16 protein-coding genes are annotated in these 16,929 nt (G+C 32.7%); 15 read left to right on the top strand and 1 reads right to left on the bottom strand.

The annotated features are described in order from the left end of the window. Positions 1-83 precede the first annotated feature (83 nt). The 15 genes from LQU93_RS01710 (at position 84) to mrdA (ending at position 14,300) form a co-directional block, all read left to right on the top strand. Positions 84-2,450 carry an EAL domain-containing protein gene (locus LQU93_RS01710; protein ID WP_229932156.1) on the top strand — a complete coding sequence of 789 codons (2,367 nt, stop codon included), beginning with the start codon at positions 84-86 and terminating at the stop codon, positions 2,448-2,450. 27 nt (positions 2,451-2,477) lie between these two features. Beyond that, complete coding sequence (locus tag LQU93_RS01705; protein ID WP_229932155.1) at positions 2,478-3,326, top strand: NAD(+) kinase; 849 nt, start codon at positions 2,478-2,480, stop codon at positions 3,324-3,326. Continuing rightward, positions 3,323-4,840, top strand: a complete 1,518-nt coding sequence (locus LQU93_RS01700) for an AAA family ATPase (protein WP_229932154.1) — start codon at positions 3,323-3,325, stop codon at positions 4,838-4,840. Before LQU93_RS01705 ends, LQU93_RS01700 begins: the two co-directional genes overlap by 4 nt. An 88-nt stretch (positions 4,841-4,928) precedes the next feature. Next, on the top strand, positions 4,929-6,188 hold the full coding sequence (locus LQU93_RS01695; RefSeq protein WP_229932153.1) for a GGDEF domain-containing response regulator: 1,260 nt from the start codon (positions 4,929-4,931) through the stop codon (positions 6,186-6,188). Next, positions 6,188-6,976, top strand: coding sequence for a TatD family hydrolase (locus tag LQU93_RS01690; RefSeq protein WP_229932186.1), 789 nt, complete (start codon positions 6,188-6,190; stop codon positions 6,974-6,976). Before LQU93_RS01695 ends, LQU93_RS01690 begins: the two co-directional genes overlap by 1 nt. 12 nt (positions 6,977-6,988) lie before the next feature. Continuing rightward, on the top strand, positions 6,989-8,194 hold the full coding sequence (locus LQU93_RS01685; RefSeq protein ID WP_229932152.1) for a lytic transglycosylase domain-containing protein: 1,206 nt from the start codon (positions 6,989-6,991) through the stop codon (positions 8,192-8,194). Then, complete coding sequence (locus tag LQU93_RS01680; protein ID WP_418884057.1) at positions 8,178-8,951, top strand: septal ring lytic transglycosylase RlpA family protein; 774 nt, start codon at positions 8,178-8,180, stop codon at positions 8,949-8,951. The genes LQU93_RS01685 and LQU93_RS01680 overlap by 17 nt, the downstream gene beginning before the upstream one ends. A 1-nt stretch (position 8,952) precedes the next feature. Then, a complete protein-coding gene (gene hisB, locus LQU93_RS01675; protein ID WP_229932151.1) occupies positions 8,953-9,540 on the top strand; it encodes an imidazoleglycerol-phosphate dehydratase HisB in 588 nt (195 codons plus the stop codon). Beyond that, positions 9,537-10,025 carry a KdsC family phosphatase gene (locus LQU93_RS01670; RefSeq protein WP_229932150.1) on the top strand — a complete coding sequence of 163 codons (489 nt, stop codon included), beginning with the start codon at positions 9,537-9,539 and terminating at the stop codon, positions 10,023-10,025. The genes hisB and LQU93_RS01670 overlap by 4 nt, the downstream gene beginning before the upstream one ends. After that, on the top strand, positions 10,016-10,537 hold the full coding sequence (gene lptC / locus LQU93_RS01665; protein ID WP_229932149.1) for an LPS export ABC transporter periplasmic protein LptC: 522 nt from the start codon (positions 10,016-10,018) through the stop codon (positions 10,535-10,537). The genes LQU93_RS01670 and lptC overlap by 10 nt, the downstream gene beginning before the upstream one ends. Then, complete coding sequence (lptA, locus tag LQU93_RS01660; RefSeq protein WP_229932148.1) at positions 10,516-10,992, top strand: lipopolysaccharide transport periplasmic protein LptA; 477 nt, start codon at positions 10,516-10,518, stop codon at positions 10,990-10,992. The genes lptC and lptA overlap by 22 nt, the downstream gene beginning before the upstream one ends. Beyond that, positions 10,989-11,591 (top strand): ribosome biogenesis GTP-binding protein YihA/YsxC, encoded by a 603-nt coding sequence (gene yihA, locus LQU93_RS01655; RefSeq protein ID WP_229932147.1) that lies wholly within the window; start codon positions 10,989-10,991, stop codon positions 11,589-11,591. Before lptA ends, yihA begins: the two co-directional genes overlap by 4 nt. Then, positions 11,588-12,046 carry an N-acetyltransferase gene (locus tag LQU93_RS01650; protein ID WP_229932146.1) on the top strand — a complete coding sequence of 153 codons (459 nt, stop codon included), beginning with the start codon at positions 11,588-11,590 and terminating at the stop codon, positions 12,044-12,046. The genes yihA and LQU93_RS01650 overlap by 4 nt, the downstream gene beginning before the upstream one ends. Next, complete coding sequence (locus tag LQU93_RS01645; RefSeq protein WP_229932145.1) at positions 11,995-12,504, top strand: hypothetical protein; 510 nt, start codon at positions 11,995-11,997, stop codon at positions 12,502-12,504. Before LQU93_RS01650 ends, LQU93_RS01645 begins: the two co-directional genes overlap by 52 nt. Next, on the top strand, positions 12,501-14,300 hold the full coding sequence (mrdA, locus tag LQU93_RS01640) for a penicillin-binding protein 2 (protein WP_229932144.1): 1,800 nt from the start codon (positions 12,501-12,503) through the stop codon (positions 14,298-14,300). The genes LQU93_RS01645 and mrdA overlap by 4 nt, the downstream gene beginning before the upstream one ends. Positions 14,301-15,178: 878 nt before the next feature. Here the strand turns inward: mrdA and yedE are convergent. Continuing rightward, positions 15,179-16,240, bottom strand: coding sequence for a YedE family putative selenium transporter (gene yedE / locus LQU93_RS01635; protein ID WP_229932143.1), 1,062 nt, complete (start codon positions 16,238-16,240; stop codon positions 15,179-15,181). Between the last annotated feature and the right edge of the window lie 689 nt (positions 16,241-16,929).

The following is a 16,929-nucleotide window of genomic DNA, read 5'->3' as shown; positions in this document are numbered from 1 at the left end:
TTCTCTTTGTGTGTAAAATTTCTAAATTATAACCAAAAAAGGTTTTAAATGGTATAATCAAAAGTTCGTTAGGAGAGAATTTAGTGATAACACCTTTTGAAGTTAAGAGAAATCAAACTATTGTAATATTGGCTGTTTTGTTTTTTGTGTATTTTAACGCTTTGGTATTTGCTCACGAATATTTTGGACATTTTATTGAAATAATCGCTTTGGCAATCATTGCATTTAGGATGTTTCAAGTAGCAATTAGACGCACTATACATACTGAGATATGGGTTTTGCTTAGCCTGTCTGTTTGTTTGTGGTTGTTTGGTTATATTTTTTGGTATATTTATTGGTTTAATTTTAATATAGAGCATGCTAGGCATGATCACGCACACACTTTTTATATCGTTCCAGCCATATTTATGCTTTCGTCTCTTGTTATTTATACTATAAAATGTTTTAACGCAAATACAAAAAATAAAATTTTGCTTTATAGTGACATATCAAGCGTATTTTTGATGCTTTTGCTTTTTGGCGTGATGACATATCAGAGCTTTGATTTTACGTCTTTATCGATTAATTCTATGAAATTTTCTGTTTTTATTAGCTCTTGCATTAGCTTTTTGATACTATTTTTTGCACTTAGTATTTTATTTATGAGTTCTGATGTAATGGTGCATATTAGCATGGTATATGTGGTTGTTGCAAACATCATATTTGCACTTACAAATATCAATCATTTTAGCGATGTTCTTTTTAATGATTCGCATATTAACGGACTATTTGCAGATATACCATATATGATAGTTTTTTTTATACTGATGCTTGGCTCTTATCAGGAGCTATATAAAAGTAGGGCTCAATATTCAAAGAATTTAAACTTTTCTTTAATGCTTAAATATATTCCAGCATTAAGTGCTATAGTTTTTGTAATACAAAATGGTCTTGAATCTATCGTTTCATTTTATGTTATTGTGGTGCTTTTAGTTCATGTTTTAATTAGTTATTACATTAAGGCTAAAATAGATGATGATGCGTATTTGCAAACGCAAAAACAAGCATCGCTTCAGATAGAAAAACACATCGAACATTATACTAAAGAGGTAATGTTGGCAAATTTAAAGTTAAGCGAAATCGTTGATAAAGACTATTTAACCAGTGCGTATTCTCGTTTATATCTTATAGATAGTCTAAATAGTATGCTTAAAAATCTAAAGCACGATGAAGAATTGGTTCTTTATCATGTAAATTTAAGACGCTTTTCTCAGGCAAACTCGGCATATGGGTATGGAGTAGGTGATAAGATATTAAAAATCATAGCAAAAAGGCTTATGTCCTTATCTGGCGATATTGGCGTGGTTGCTAGATTAAACGCTGATGATTTTATGTTTGCAATTAAAAAGCAAGTTAAACAAGATGCATCGTGGCATGCCAATTTAGCACAAAGGATAATAAATAGCGTTGAAGAAAGCATAGAAGTAGAGTCATATCGTTTTATGTTAAATTGTGTTATAGGGTATGATATCGCAAGACTAAATGATAAAAAGCAGCCAAGGGATTTAATGCGAAATGCTGATAAAGCCGTTAGCTTCTTAAAAAGCCATGTCTTAAATAGTAACGTTCTTTTATTTACCAAAGAGATACAAGATTTAATTACTAAAGAGTCAAATATCGCTATTGGTCTTAAAAACGCAAGAAAAGAGAATAGGTTTAGCTTAGTTTATCAGCCTGTTGTTGAGATTAGAAGTGGAAAAATCTTATCTATTGAAGCGTTTATTAGATACAAAAGTGATGAATTTGGTGAGCTTTTGGCAAAAGACTTTATAAAAATAGCTGAAAAAAATGACTTAATAGATGATGTGTATGATTATGTTTTAAATGAGTGTGCAAAAACCATACTTAAACTAAAACAAAACAACATAAAATGTCCGCCAATTAGTATAAATATATCAAGTATGCAGTATTTAAATGCAAATTTTGCCATAAAATTACGCGACACAATGATTAAAAACAAAATACCAAGAGGCTCGCTTATAGCTGAAATTTGCGAAAATATATGGATGAATGATGAAGCAGTTATTGATGAAATTTTTGCTATATTAAAAGGATCTGGTGCTTTAATTTATATGGATAATTATGGTTCTGGTTATTCATCTATTGCACTCACTAGACGCAAAAATATCGATGCGGTAAAAATTTCAAATGATTTGGTGCAAAATATTATTTTTAACGATAGTGATAAAATTGTCGTTAAATCTTTAATCGAGATAACAAAAATAATTGGAGCAAAAAGTATTATAAAAATGGTTGATTCTAAACAAATGGTTGATGCGTTGCTAGAACTTGGTTGCGAGGCAGTGCAAGGAAATGCCATAAAATCAGAGCTTAAAGAAGATGAGTTAATAAAATATTTAAAAAATTTAAAAAACGTTGGGGGGGGGGGATACTCATTCCTAATTTCATGAATTTAAAATGTTTAAGAAGTTTAAAAAATGCAAAATAGTAAAAAATTTGCACTTGTGGCAAAGCAAAATAATCAGTTAGAAAAAAATTATAAAATTTTAGTTGAAATTTTATCAAAATACGATGTTGAAATTTTAGCAGAAAAAAGTTTATCTGATAGGCTGGGTATTGTTGGTTACGAGCTTAAGGATTTAGCAAAAAAGTGTGAGCTAATCATCTCTCTTGGTGGAGATGGCACACTCATATCAACATGTCGCAAGATAGCACAATACAATGTCGCTGTTCTTGGCATACATGCTGGAACGCTTGGATTTTTAACAGATGTTGCCATGAGTGGGATTGAGAAATTTTTTATTGATTACTTTAATGGAGTTTATAATATCCATGAACCATATATGCTTGATATCTTGCTTGAGAAGCAAAATGGAGAAATACTTAAAAAAATAGCCTTTAATGATGCTGTTATAATGCGTGCTAAACCAGCATCGATGGCTAAAATTCAAGCATATTTAAATGATAAAATTTTTAATTCATATTACGGTGATGGTGTGATAGTATCAAGCCCTGTTGGTTCAACCGCATACAACATGAGTGCGGGAGGCTCTATCATATATCCGCTTAGTTCAGTCTTTACGCTTACGCCAATATGCTCACACTCATTTTCGCAGCGTCCCATTATACTTCCGTTTGGTTTTAGCGTAGAATTTAGAGCTTATATGGATGAAGTTTTGGTTATAGACGGACAAGACACATTCAAAATGGCTAATTACAAAAGCGTTAGAGTTGGGCTTAGCAATCATAGGGCAAAGCTTATACGAAGTGTTAGTAGGGATTATTTTCAAATACTTAAAGAAAAGTTGTGCTGGGGGCAAGAATGATACAAAGAGTTGTTATAAAAAATCATCTAAGTTTTAATGAAGCTGAGCTAAATTTTAAACCAGGACTTAGTGTATTTACTGGAGTAAGTGGTGCTGGAAAATCTGTGCTGATGTCGGCTATTATGAGTGTGTTTGGCTTAGCTGATAGCGAGGCTAGGATGGTTGAGGCTGATGTTTTGTTTGATTTTGACATGAGTGAATACGGCATAGAAAATGAAGGCATAAATGCATTTAAAATGACAAAAACAAATCAAACTAGATACTTTATAAACGCACAATCAATATCTAAAAAAGCCATTACACAAATTGCTTCAAATCATATAAAATATCTATCGGCAAAACAGGTTAATGAGTTTGAAAATGCCAGATTTTTAACGCTTTTAGACACTTTGGTTACAGATGAAAAACATAAAAATAATATTTTAAATTTAAAAGAGATTTTTGCTGAGTTTAGACACATTAAAGCAGACTTAGATAGGATAAACGAAGAAGAAAATAGGATTGAAGAGTTAAAAGAATTTGCTAAATTTGAGATAGAAAAAATCAAAGCCGTAAATCCTAAAAAAGATGAATTTGATGAATTAATGCAGATAAAAAAACGCCTTAGCAAAAAGGACAAAATCGAACAAGCATGGGCTAGGGCTGAGCAAATATATGAGTATGAAAGTAGTGTGATAAACGCACTAAATATTAGCGAGATAGATACTAGCTTTTTTGAAGATGCCATGAATGAGCTACGAGTTGCAAAAGAGAGTCTTAGTATGGATGAGCTAGATGATGTTGATATAGAGAGTGTATTAGATAGGATAGAGGCACTAAATACCATAATAAAACGATATGGAAGCGAAGAAGAAGCGATATCTGTGCTTAAAAAGCGTGAAGAAGAGTTACAAAGATATGAAAATATCAGCTTTGAAAAGACGCAGCTACAAAGAAATTTTAAAGAGATTGCTCAAAAACTTGATGAAATTTCAAGCAAGGTGTCAGAAAGTAGAAAATCTGTATTAAACAAGCTTGAAAATATGATAAATGGTTTTTTAAAAGAGCTTTATATGAGTGATGTGAGTTTGCAAATAAAACCTAAAGTTTGCGACGAGCTTGGTTGTGATGAGATTGTGCTAACGCTAAATCAAACGACTCTAAACAAGTTAAGTTCTGGAGAGACCAATAGGTTAAGATTGGCGTTTATAGCTAGTGAAAGCGAGATAACAAAAAGTGGCAATGGTGTGATAATTCTTGATGAGATAGATGCTAATTTAAGTGGAAAAGAGGCTATGAGTATAGCTAATGTTTTAGTTAAAATTTCACAATTTTATCAAATTTTTGCCATATCTCACCAGCCACAACTTAGCTCAAAAGCACAGTCTCATTTTTTGGTAGAAAAAATAGGTGAAATTTCGAGTGTTAGGCAATTAAAAGAGCATCAAAGGGCGGATGAGTTAGCTAGAATGATAAGCGGTGAAATTGTTAGTAAAGAGGCATTGGATTTTGCCAAAGAGCTTTTAAGGGGTTAGATTAAGAATTTTATTTAAGTTTTAAAATAAATTTTTTTGATAAAATTAGAGCCTTGTTAATTTTATATGTGTAAGAGTTTATGTAATTATGGATAAAATTTTAATAGTAGATGACAATAAGGCACTTTCAAAGCTTTTAGCTAAAAAAATGGAAAAGGAAGTGCTAGATATGCAAGCCGATGTTGCTTATACTTATGCTGAAGCAAGAAGTTTAATTGATGGCAGTAAGGATAAATATTTTTTAGCTGTACTTGATCTAAATTTACCAGATGCCCCAAATGGCGAGATAGTTGATTATGCTATATCTAAAGGCATAGGCGTTATAGTTTTGACTGGTAGTATCGATAAAGCTACAAAAGAGCAATTTACACAAAAAGATATTATTGATTATGTTTATAAGGGCAATGTTAATGAGGTTAATTATATATTTTCAATGATTAATCGATTAAGCAAAAATAGACAATACAAAGTAATGGTGGTAGAAGACTCTACTCCAGTTAGAAATTCTATTAAAAAGATACTTCAAAATTTACAATTTCAAGTCTTTGCTGCAGCTCATGGAGAAGAGGCTATGAATTATTTTTATGATAATCCAGACATGAAGCTAATACTGACTGATTATAATATGCCTGTTAAAAATGGTCTGGAGCTACTTCATGAAGTTCGCGAGCATGCTGATAAAAATCGTTTAGGCGTCATTGCTATGACATCGCCTAATGCTGATGTTGGAACAGCAATGTTTTTAAAGCATGGTGCAAATGACTTTATCGCAAAGCCATTTGAGAGAGAAGAGATAGTTTGTCGTGTAAATAATACAATAGATGCAATAGAAAATATAGAAAAAATAGGAAATTTTGCAAATTGTGACTTTTTGACCGGTGCTTACAACAGACGTTACTTTTTTGATAATATGCAAGAATATTGTGAGAAGATACAAGATAGCGATGAAAATTTTGCACTTGCTATGCTTGATATTGATCATTTTAAGAGCGTAAATGATACTTATGGTCATGATGGTGGCGATTGTGTGCTTAAATTTTTATCTAGCAAATTAACTCAGAGTGTCAAAAATTACGATATAGTTTCACGTTTTGGTGGAGAGGAATTTTGCATCGTATTAAAGGATGTTATAAAAGAGGACGCTGTAAGGTTTTTTGTAAATTTACGTGCAGCAATAGCAGAAAGTGTTGTAAGTATTAAGGGTGAAAATGTAAAAATTACAGTTTCTATTGGTGTGGCATTTTATGATAGAGAATATAGCATAAAAGAGATTATAGATATAGCCGATGAGGCATTGTATCAAGCAAAGGAAAATGGAAGAAATAGAGTGGAGATTGCAAACGTATGATGATAATCGACACTCATTGTCACCTTGATGATAATAGATATAATGATGATTTAGATGATGTGATAAATAGAGCAAGAAAAGATGGTATAGGCGGATTTTTAATACCAGGTGCTGATATAAATGATATAGAAAAAATACACAATATAGCCAGTGCTTATGACGATGTTTATTATGCTGTCGGAGTTCATCCATATGATAAAGATGGATATGATGAAGATATATTGCTTAAATATGCATCGAGCCCTAAGTGCGTTGCCGTTGGTGAGTGTGGACTTGATTATTTTAGATTACCAAAAGATGAAAACGAAAAAAATGAAGAAAAACGCTTGCAAAAGCAGGTTTTTTTGGCTCAACTTGAGTTAGCAATTAAGCTACAAAAGCCTGTCATATTGCATATTAGAGATGCGAATGAAGATTGCTTTGAAATTTTAAAAGAGTATGCACCAAGACTAAAACAAGGTGCGGTTATGCACTGTTATAATGCGTCGCCTTTGCTTTTAGAGCTTATTAAGTATGGTGATTTTTATTTTGGTATTGGCGGAGTATTGACATTTTCAAATGCCAAAAAATTGGTTGAAATTTTGCAACAAATACCAAAAGATAGGTTATTAATAGAAACTGATTCGCCATATCTTACTCCTACGCCATATCGTGGAGAGAGAAATGAACCTGTGTATACTAGGTATGTTGCCAAAAAGATGGCTGAAATTTTAAACCTTAGCGAAGCAGAAATTTGCGAAACAACCACGTTAAATGCAAATAGGTTGTTTAAATGTTTTGCAAGTTAAATAAGGAGATAAATGAAAGCATTATTTAAGATATTACTTATAATAGGTTTAACCTGTGCTAATGCAAATACAAAACAAAATTTAAATATCAATCAAGTAGATATTTTACAATCACTTGATATACCACAAAATTTTACTCACACATCATACTATAAAGATATGAAAAAATCTATCACAAAAAGACAAATTGATGATTTTGTAAGAGTTTTAAGAGCAGGTTATAAGTATATACCGATTTTAAAAACTTCGGTTAAAAGCTCAGGGCTTCCAGAGCCATTTTTTTATCTAGCCATGGTTGAGTCTGGTTTTTCAAACAAGGTTGTTTCAAACGCAAAGGCTGCTGGTATATGGCAATTTATGGCAGTAACCGCACAAGCACATGGGCTAAAAATAGACAAATATGTAGATGAAAGACGAGATCCTATAAAAGCTACAAATGCTGCTGCAAAGTATCTAAAAGGGCTAAAATCTCAATTTGGCAAGTGGTATTTGGCTATTTTGGCATACAACTGCGGAGATGGCTGTTTAAGAAAGGCTATTAGAAATGCCGGAACAGATGATTTAACTACCTTGTTAGATCCAAATGCTAAATACTTACCAGACGAAACAAGAAGATTTATTATCAAAATTTTACGTGCTAGCATAATTGCTAAAGATAGTGAGTTTATTTTATCAAGAGATGCTAATATACTATCCACACAAGGGCAAAAGCTTACTCGTGTTAGTGTGCCGGGCGGAACAACGCTAAAACAAGTAGGCGATAGTGTTGGCTTAAGTGTTAAAAGATTAAAAGAAGAAAACACTCATCTAAATTACGCTTTTACGCCACCAAATTCAAAAAATTACCACATATATCTACCAGAGAGCAAACTTTCTATATTTAATGAAAATTTTAAACCAATTCAGTCAAACAATAAATTTTATACATACACGGTTAAAAAGGGCGATACCTTGCTAAATATTGCCAAGACTTCTGGTGTGAGTCACAAAGCAATAAAAGAGTATAATGAGCTACAAACTAGTATTATTAGTATTAATCAAAAATTAATAATTCCACGTTCAGATCGTAATAAAATCCAAAGTTATGTAGTGCAAAATGGTGATACTCTTGAAATTTTATCAAAACGTTTTAATGTGGCCATTAAAGACATAAAAGAGGCAAATGCTCTAGCAAGCAACGATGTATTAGCTATAGGAGACAATATTGTTATACCTTAAAATTTTATTTTTAGCGATATTTTTAACAGCATGCTCTTACAACAACGCTTTATTTGCTCCAACAGGACCCACAAACGCAAAGATAAATAATTCACCAGCCGTGCAAAAAGCAACAATGCGCCCTTATACAATAAATGGCAAAACATACTATCCAACTGTTGTTAATGTCGGTGATAGGGCAAGTGGTGTAGCAAGTTGGTATGGTCCGAATTTTCATGGCAAAAAAACATCAAATGGTGAAGTGTATAATATGCACAATATGACAGCAGCACATAAGACTTTGCCAATGAATACAATCGTAAAGGTGACAAATTTAAACAATAAAAAAAGTGTTGTCGTGCGTATAAATGACCGTGGTCCATTTGTGGCAAATCGCGTTATAGATCTTTCAAAAGCAGCAGCAACTCAAATCGGCATGATACAAGCTGGCACGGCACCTGTTAGTATGGAGGTTGTTGGATTTAGTGGTGAGATAAAGCAGCCTAGTGATACCAAAGTCGTGCAAAATTTGCCAAGTGCGAGTGTGGTTGGCGGGGAGTTTATGGTGCAAATTGGTGCATTTAGAAACATCAAAGGTGCAAACATATATCAAAAAGAGCATCAAAACATAATGGGATATAAATCCATAATCCGCGAATATAGCATAGATAACATGGCGATTTATAGGGTTTTTTTGACTGGATTTAGAAGCGAAGAAGAGGCTAGAGATTTTATAAAAAGTGGGCATTTTGAAGGTGCGTATATAATTAGAGGCTAAAATGAAACAAGATAGAGTAAGCATAAACAGAACAACAAAAGAAACAGATATTAAAGCAAGTCTTAAGCTATATAGTGGCGAAATTTCACATATTAATACTGGAATTGGTTTTTTTAATCATATGCTTGAAGCTCTGGCTAAGCACTCTCTTATTAGCTTTGATGTTGAGTGCAAGGGTGATTTGGATGTTGATTTTCATCATAGTGTTGAGGATGTTGGAATAGTTTTAGGACAACTCTTACGTGATGTATTGTACCCTACTAATAATATAGAAAGATATGGCGATAGTGTTGTTGTTATGGATGAGGCTGCTGTTAGTTGTGCTTTAGATTTAAGTAATCGTGCATTTTTGGTATATGAAAATTTTAGCGAGATAGGTAAAGTTGGTGAGTTTGATGTCGAGCTTGTGGAGGAGTTTTTTAAAGCATTTGCCTTTAATGCTGGAATTACACTTCATTTAACAAAAATGCGTGGTAAAAATACTCATCATGTTATTGAAGCCACATTTAAGGCAGTTGCCGTTGCCTTAAGGCGTGCATTAAAGCAAAATGAATTAATTGGTATGCCAAGCACAAAGGGTAGTTTATGATTGAGATTGTATTTTTAGATGTAGATGGATGTTTGACCGATGGCAAGATTAATTATGGTAATGATGGTGAGTTGTTTAAAAGTTTTAATGTTAAAGATGGTTATGCGATACAAAGCTGGTTAAAGCTTGGTAAAAAGGTCGCCATAATAACTGGCAGAAGTTCGCAAATTGTAGAAAAAAGAGCCGAGGATTTAAAAATCACGCATGTTTATCAGGGTGTGCATGATAAACTAGAAGTTGCAAAAGAAATTTTAAGCTTTGAAGGACTTAGTTTTGAAAATGCTGCTGCAATTGGCGATGATTATAATGATTATAAGTTGTTAAACGCTGTTGCTTGGAGTTTTAAGCCAAAAAATGCAATTAAGGACTTGGAAGTAAAAACCAAACTAAAACATAAGGGTGGCAATGGTGCAGTCCGCGAAATGATAGAAATTTTAATAAAAAACGAAAATTTATTTGATGAGTGGTCTAAGCTTTGGTTGTAAAAATTTTTTATGCAGTTATTGCTATTTTTAGTATAGCGATGGTTTTTTTAGCTTCATCTGATCCATATTTTGTAGAAGATTTTAAAAAAGATTTAAGTGTAGCAAATATGCAAGTAAATGACGTAGTTGATTATGAGATAAATGCGACTATGATATCTGCTAGATACGAAGCTGACGAATTAAACAGATATAATAAAGAAGATGAGTTTTTAATATTTAAGTCTGAGATATTGCGTGGAGATTTGTTGCATTTTTTAAGTTCGGATAAAGCAAAAATACAAGGCGACAATATTAGGTTTATACAAAATGTGGTTTATGATAACAATGATAGTTTAAATTTTAAGTCAGATGAGGTTGTATACAATCAAAAAACAAAGATTGCTGTATCAAAAAACGACTTTGTTATGACACAAAATAGCGATAAAATAGTTGGGAAAAGTTTAGAGTATGATTTGAAAAATAAGCAAACAAAAATAAAAGGCATAAAGGCATGGATAGAGCAAGAAAGATAATTTTAGTTGTATTTTTTATGATTGTTGGACTAAGGGCTGAGCAAGTAGAGATAGTAGCTGATAGTTTTTTTGCTGACGAAAATAAACAAGTTACTGAATTTATAGGTAATGTGTATATAAAAAAAGGAAGTTATGACGAGTTAAGAGCGGCTAAAGTTGTTGTAAATTTTGATAAAAATCGCCAACCTATAAAATATACAGCGACAACAAATGCAAATTTTAAAGTTTTCATGCGTGAAAAACACTATACAGGCAAGGGTGATGTATTAACTTATGAGCCAAACAAAGAGATATACACCATAACTGGAAATGGACATTTAAAAGAGATAGACACTGATAAAAACGTGTATGGAGAAAAGATTACAATAGATCAAAAAAATGGCACTTATAATGTTGGAAGTGGCTCAAAACAGCCTGTTAAGTTTATATTTCACACAGAGGAAAAGAAAAAGTGATAAGAGCTATTAGTGCAAAATTTATCACATCAACGCCAAGTATCAAAATAGCACCTGAGTTTGGAATGAGTGAAATAGTATTTTTAGGGCGTTCAAACGTTGGCAAATCAAGCATTATAAATGCCTTAACTAGTCATAACTCACTTGCAAAAAGCTCATCAACCCCTGGAAAAACCCAGCTTATTAATTTTTTTGAAGTTGGCATTATTGACGATGAGAGTGCGGAGAAATTTAATGTAATGTTTGTAGATTTGCCTGGATTTGGTTATGCAAAAGTCGCAAAATCTTTACATAATGAGTGGCGTAAAAATTTAGATGAATATTTGAAATTTCGCACTACAATTAGACTTTTTGTTCATCTTATTGATTCTCGCCATTTTAATTTAGACATCGATAAAAATGTCAATGAATATATTAAAAGTTTTTTAAGGCCAGATCAAAAACTTATAAATTTATACACAAAATCAGATAAGCTTAATCAAAGTCTTAAATCTGCTGTGTTAAAGCATGATCCAGATGGTATTTTGGTATCAACTTTAAATAAAAATAATATAAATAAGGCACTAAATATTATCATAAAAGAGACTCTAGGTAGATGATAACATTAAGAAAGCCAAAACCAAAAGATATAGTAATGATGCAAGAGCTAGTTGCTCCTGAGGTTGCAAGTGGTATTATTTTGCCAAGAAACAGCGACGAGGTAAGCACAAATATTCGCTCATATACTCTAGCGTGTGATAATGATGAGATAGTTGGCTACTGTGCACTTCATATACATACGCCAAATCTAGCCGAAGTGCGAAGTTTTGTAGTAAGGCAAGATCTAAGGGGCCAGGGTATAGGCTCTATGATAGTTAAGGCTTTGCTTGAAGAGGCAAAATTTTATGAAATTTCTCAAGTTTTTACACTAACTTATCAGCGTAAGTTTTTTGAGCGTTTGGGTTTTGTCGAGATAGCAAAATCTGAACTACCAGTACAGAAAATTTGGGCTGACTGTATTAAATGCAAGTTCTTTCCAGTATGCGACGAAATAGCTCTGATTTACGATATTTAGGCTATGTTATTGGCATAACGTGTCTTTTTGGATACGAGATTGTCACTAGTATTTTTGTATTTTTACCACCATTAATTGGTGTGTTTTTTACATATATGATTATTGAATATGCAAAAAAGATGCAAAAATCATATATTGAACTGGGATTTGGTTGGTATCTTAGTATAGCATTTTTGCTTTTTGCTGAACTAACGCATGGATATTATTTATTTTCTAGCATAGTTGGATTTTTTATATTTTATTATTTTGCTGTTGATTGGCTTTCTGTAACGTTTAAGCATCGTAAATTCCTACTTATTTTATTTGTTGCTTGTGGTTATTTTATGACATTTTTGATAAGTTGCATTTTGTGCCATATGCAAGGGATTGAAATTTTAAATTGGGGTTTTGAATACGCTGTTTATATAGCTATTGAATCAATTATTGCAATTGTGCTTTTTAAGGATAGACTGATATGAGAATGCGTATAGTGTTTGCTATAATGTTTGCTTTTTGGGCAGCACTGCTTACACGAATATATCATTTAAGTGTCAATTCAAATGAGTATTATGAAGAGATTGCAGAGCAAAATGCTATAAAAACTCAAAATATAGCACCTATACGCGGACTTATATTTGATACAAAAGATAGACCACTAGCGGTAAATCGTTTAGGTTTTTCACTTGCAATTGCTCCACATTTAAGCAAAAAAGATGCAATTTTGGATAATGAAATTTCAACAATAACTGAAATTTTTACCGATTTAAATGCAACAAAAATCAAACGAGAATATAAAAAAAACGACTCTTTGTATAATCAAGAATTTATAAGCGTAGTTGATTTTATTGAGTATGATAAATTTTTGCCATATTTTACTATACTTTCACAGCATGAAAATATCAAAATCATATCAACATCAAAGCGTCACTATCCATATGGTTCTTTAGCGTCTCATGTTGTAGGATATGTTGGTAGGGCTAATCAACAAGATATGGATAATGACCCACTAACTAAACTTACAAATCATATTGGAAGAACCGGTATTGAGCGATACTATAATTCAATCCTTCAAGGCGTTGCTGGAAATAGGCGAATAAAAGTAAATGCGTTAAATGAAGAGCTAGAGCAGGTTAGTCACACTTCGCCAAGCTCTCAAAATATAAAATTAAGCATTGATTTAGAGCTTCAGCAGTTTGTTACTGATGTGTTTGGCAAAGAGGCTGGTGCAGTTGTAGTAATGAGTCTAAAAGATGGAGCAATACTTGCAGCTGGAAGCTTTCCAGAGTATGATTTAAATCCATTTGTTACAGGTATATCAAAGACGCAGTGGGACAAACTAATAACAGACATAAATCATCCATTTACAAACAAACTAGTTAATGGACTATATCCGCCAGGTTCAGTTGTAAAAATGAGTATGGCAATGGCATTTTTAAACAATGGTGTTAAGCGAACTGATGGATATTTTTGTAGTGGTTCTTACGAGCTTGGAGGTAGAAAATTTAGATGTTGGAATGCTTATGGGCATGGTTTTGTTGATATGAATAAAGCAATAAGAGAGAGCTGCGATGATTACTTTTATAAAAATAGTCAAAAAATAGGCATTGATGCCATCGTGCCGATACTTGAGCGACATGGGTATGGAGTAAAGACTGGAGTTGATTTGCCAAATGAGTTTATAGGCGTAGTTCCAAGCAGAGAGTGGAAAATGAGAAAATACTCTAAAGCGTGGTATCAAGGCGAGACCTTAAATACATCAATTGGGCAGGGCAATTTTTTAGTTACGCCTATGCAGATTGCCAGAAATACAGCCATGATAGCTACAGGACTTGATGTAGTGCCACATTTTTTAAGTAGTATAGATGATAATAAGAGTGTAAATTTTGCCCCAAGTGATACGATTTTTAACGATTTAGAAAAGGCAACTTTGCCTTATATACGAAATGCTATGTATGAAGTGGCAAATCACCAACGTGGCACCGCTAGAAGGTATTTTGAGGATCTAAATGTAACTGTTGCTGTCAAAACTGGCACGGCTCAAACATCTGGAATTTCTCAAAGTGAAGTAAAACGTATGCGTGAAGAGGACATGGAGTATCTAAAACGCTCACATGCATGGATGACGTCATATGCTCCTTATGAAAATCCTCAATATGTTGTAACTGTGCTAGTAGAGCATGGTGGTGGTGGCGGTAGTGCAGCTGGGCCAAAAGTAGCAAAGATAATCTCAAAGCTAGTTGAAATGGGGTATATTAAAAAGCAATCGCGCCGTTAAATGCAATAAAATATACGGATTAAAATCAGATTTAGGTAAATTTTAAATATATTTTTGTTTTGATTAATAATTTCTAGGCTTAACTACTTTGCCACTATACTAAGCATAGTTGCTTATAAAGCGTGTATTTTAATAAACTTAAGAGTATTAAAGGTAAATTTTTGGTGATTAGGGCAAAGATAATTTAAACGAATTTTTCGCCATACTACTTGCAAGATATAGTATAAATTTGATTAAATTTATACTTAGTTTTGATTGCTTTTAAAATATTGTGATATAACAATAGGCTTTACTTTGCTTATTTGCAGTGACAAACAAAGTAAAATTTATGATTTTGCTTTGTTTTACAAAAGCTTGCCTTGGTATTTTTCTTGCACTGTTTTAGCTTGGTTTATGACGTTTTTGGACTATAAAACTTTAAATAGTATTGCTTTATGGTGTTACAATCATCCTTTCTTGGCTACGCTTAGATTTCATTATGGCCTCCCTTTGGGCTTGAGAAGTTTTATAGAAACATTTTTGCTTTGCAAAAAGCACTTCGCTTGTTTTAAACAAACTTGTCTCATTTCACTCGCTATCGCTTCGCTTGTTGTGCTTTTTATGCATTTTTGTAAATTTTAAAGCCTTGGCTTTTTACAAGAATGGCAAAACATAAAATTTGCTGTTAAATTTATATTTTTAGCTTACTTATTTTGTGAATATTTTATACGCAAAGATGCTTTTTAAATTTCGCAAATTTAAATTTTCATACTCACAACCAAAAAAGTAGCTTTTAATAAGAAAAATTTTTGCTGGTTTTGTGTTAAATTTACTTTTATTTGTTTTTTACAACAATCCTGGCTAATTTATTAAAATTTAAATTAGCCAAGGTTATTTATCTAGGCTTGTTTTTTGTTAAACACACCAACATAAATCGCAAAACAAAAACCTATCGCAAGTGCATATGGAGCAAACTGCGTTATGCCTTTTGGCGAACTAGCAAGCATGAAGTTGTGAGCGAGTGCAGCACCAGCCATCATCCCCATCACAAATATGACTGAGTTTAGGTTGCCAGTGCCAATTTGCACTAAATGCTTACCCGGACAACCCTCGCTAAGACTAAAACAAAGTCCAGCAAGTGCCATACCTAAGAAATTCCACACCCATTGATTATGTGCAATAGGCTGCATTTCAAAGCCAAATTTATACTGACCTAGAGCTAGATTTGTAATTGTTGCAAATACGATTATGCTAATTACACCGCTAAACATTGAAAACTCGCCCCTAAACATCGAACCTATCGCACCAGTGCTACAAAATTTACTCTTTTGCATAAATATCCCAACAATCATTGCTATGCCTAGTGAGGCCCATACGTTTGCATGCATCGAACCAGGACCTTTTGATGAGCTAAATATAGCGTTGTTTTCGCCAAGTTTTAACTCAAAAATCAATGCCAAAAAAATAACAACAGCTATAAAAAGCGGCATTAAACCGATAGCTTTTGTTGCCTTTTGAGTATCGCCTAATGTATAGCCAAATTTTTTAAAGCTAAATCCAGCAAAAACACCTGCGATTAGTCCAGCTACTCCAGCCAATGCACTCATATCCCCACCACCAAGGCGTAAAAATGCTCTCCAAGGACAACCTAAAAACACAAGGCAGCCAATCATCGCAAATATACCTAGAAAAAATCTAACAAATGGCGATGAGCCAGTTGTTGGCAAAAACTCACGAGTCCAAAATACACTAGCTAAAAAGCCGCCAAATATAAGTCCTAAAATTTCAGGTCTAATGTATTGTAGCGTCTGAGCGTTGTGAAATCCAAAAGCACCTGTTGTATCGCGCAAGAAACATGCCGCACATATTCCCATATTTGCTGGATTGCCAAGATATACAAGCAAAGCACCAAATACACCTAAAACTCCACCTGAAATAACATAATATTTAAGTTTATTCATAAATTTTCCTGTATAAATTTAGGCTAACTAGCCCCTAGATCGTTATTTTATAGATAAAATAATAAAAAGTTAATAAAATATTTAATCAAACACTGTAAAATATCAAAAGCTATATCAAAATTTAAGAGAATTAAGATGAAAAAGATTGTTTTGTTTGCTATGATTGTTTTTTCCATGTTCGTTTTATCAGGATGCGAGAAAAATGATTATCAGCACCCACTTCACAGATCGACTAAGTAAATTTAATGCGTTGATTTTATTTTTTTGTTAAAACTTTGTTTAATTTGCGTCAAAGCTTTGAAATGCTTTGACTTTGCTATATTGTCTTGATATTTTGCTTGAATTAATTTTTATTCTTAAGATTTCTTGTCATTTTGGTAAATTTTCTATTTTGTTGATACTCATAGTTTTACAATAGTTGTTTTACTTTGCCTATAATTACAATAGATGATATTTTTTGTGATGTTATGTGTAAATTTTACTTTGTTTGCTACCATCGTTTTTTAGTTTGAAAAATTTTAACAAACATCGCCTTGCTTGGCTTTAGTTGCTACTTTTGCCCTTTGAGCTTGAGAAGTTTTAAACAAACATCGCTTCGTGAACGCTTCGCTTGTTTTAAACAAACATCACTTCGTGAGCGCTTCGCTTGTTTTGCTACTTGTCACGATCGCATACTCTTTGACCTTAAA

The organism is Campylobacter majalis, from assembly GCF_905120465.1.
Taxonomy (GTDB): domain Bacteria; phylum Campylobacterota; class Campylobacteria; order Campylobacterales; family Campylobacteraceae; genus Campylobacter_A; species Campylobacter_A majalis.
Note: the sequence above shows the minus strand (reverse complement) of the source record. Positions and strands in the feature narration are given on the sequence as shown.

Coding starts and splice junctions, on each gene's coding strand:
- LQU93_RS01705 (WP_229932155.1), top strand. CDS start 2,478: ATGCAAAATAGTAAAAAATTTGCACTTGTGGCAAAGCAAAATAATCAG.
- LQU93_RS01700 (WP_229932154.1), top strand. CDS start 3,323: ATGATACAAAGAGTTGTTATAAAAAATCATCTAAGTTTTAATGAAGCT.
- LQU93_RS01695 (WP_229932153.1), top strand. CDS start 4,929: ATGGATAAAATTTTAATAGTAGATGACAATAAGGCACTTTCAAAGCTT.
- LQU93_RS01690 (WP_229932186.1), top strand. CDS start 6,188: ATGATAATCGACACTCATTGTCACCTTGATGATAATAGATATAATGAT.
- LQU93_RS01685 (WP_229932152.1), top strand. CDS start 6,989: ATGAAAGCATTATTTAAGATATTACTTATAATAGGTTTAACCTGTGCT.
- hisB (WP_229932151.1), top strand. CDS start 8,953: ATGAAACAAGATAGAGTAAGCATAAACAGAACAACAAAAGAAACAGAT.
- LQU93_RS01670 (WP_229932150.1), top strand. CDS start 9,537: ATGATTGAGATTGTATTTTTAGATGTAGATGGATGTTTGACCGATGGC.
- lptA (WP_229932148.1), top strand. CDS start 10,516: ATGGATAGAGCAAGAAAGATAATTTTAGTTGTATTTTTTATGATTGTT.
- LQU93_RS01650 (WP_229932146.1), top strand. CDS start 11,588: ATGATAACATTAAGAAAGCCAAAACCAAAAGATATAGTAATGATGCAA.
- LQU93_RS01645 (WP_229932145.1), top strand. CDS start 11,995: ATGCAAGTTCTTTCCAGTATGCGACGAAATAGCTCTGATTTACGATAT.
- mrdA (WP_229932144.1), top strand. CDS start 12,501: ATGAGAATGCGTATAGTGTTTGCTATAATGTTTGCTTTTTGGGCAGCA.
- yedE (WP_229932143.1), bottom strand. CDS start 16,240: ATGAATAAACTTAAATATTATGTTATTTCAGGTGGAGTTTTAGGTGTA.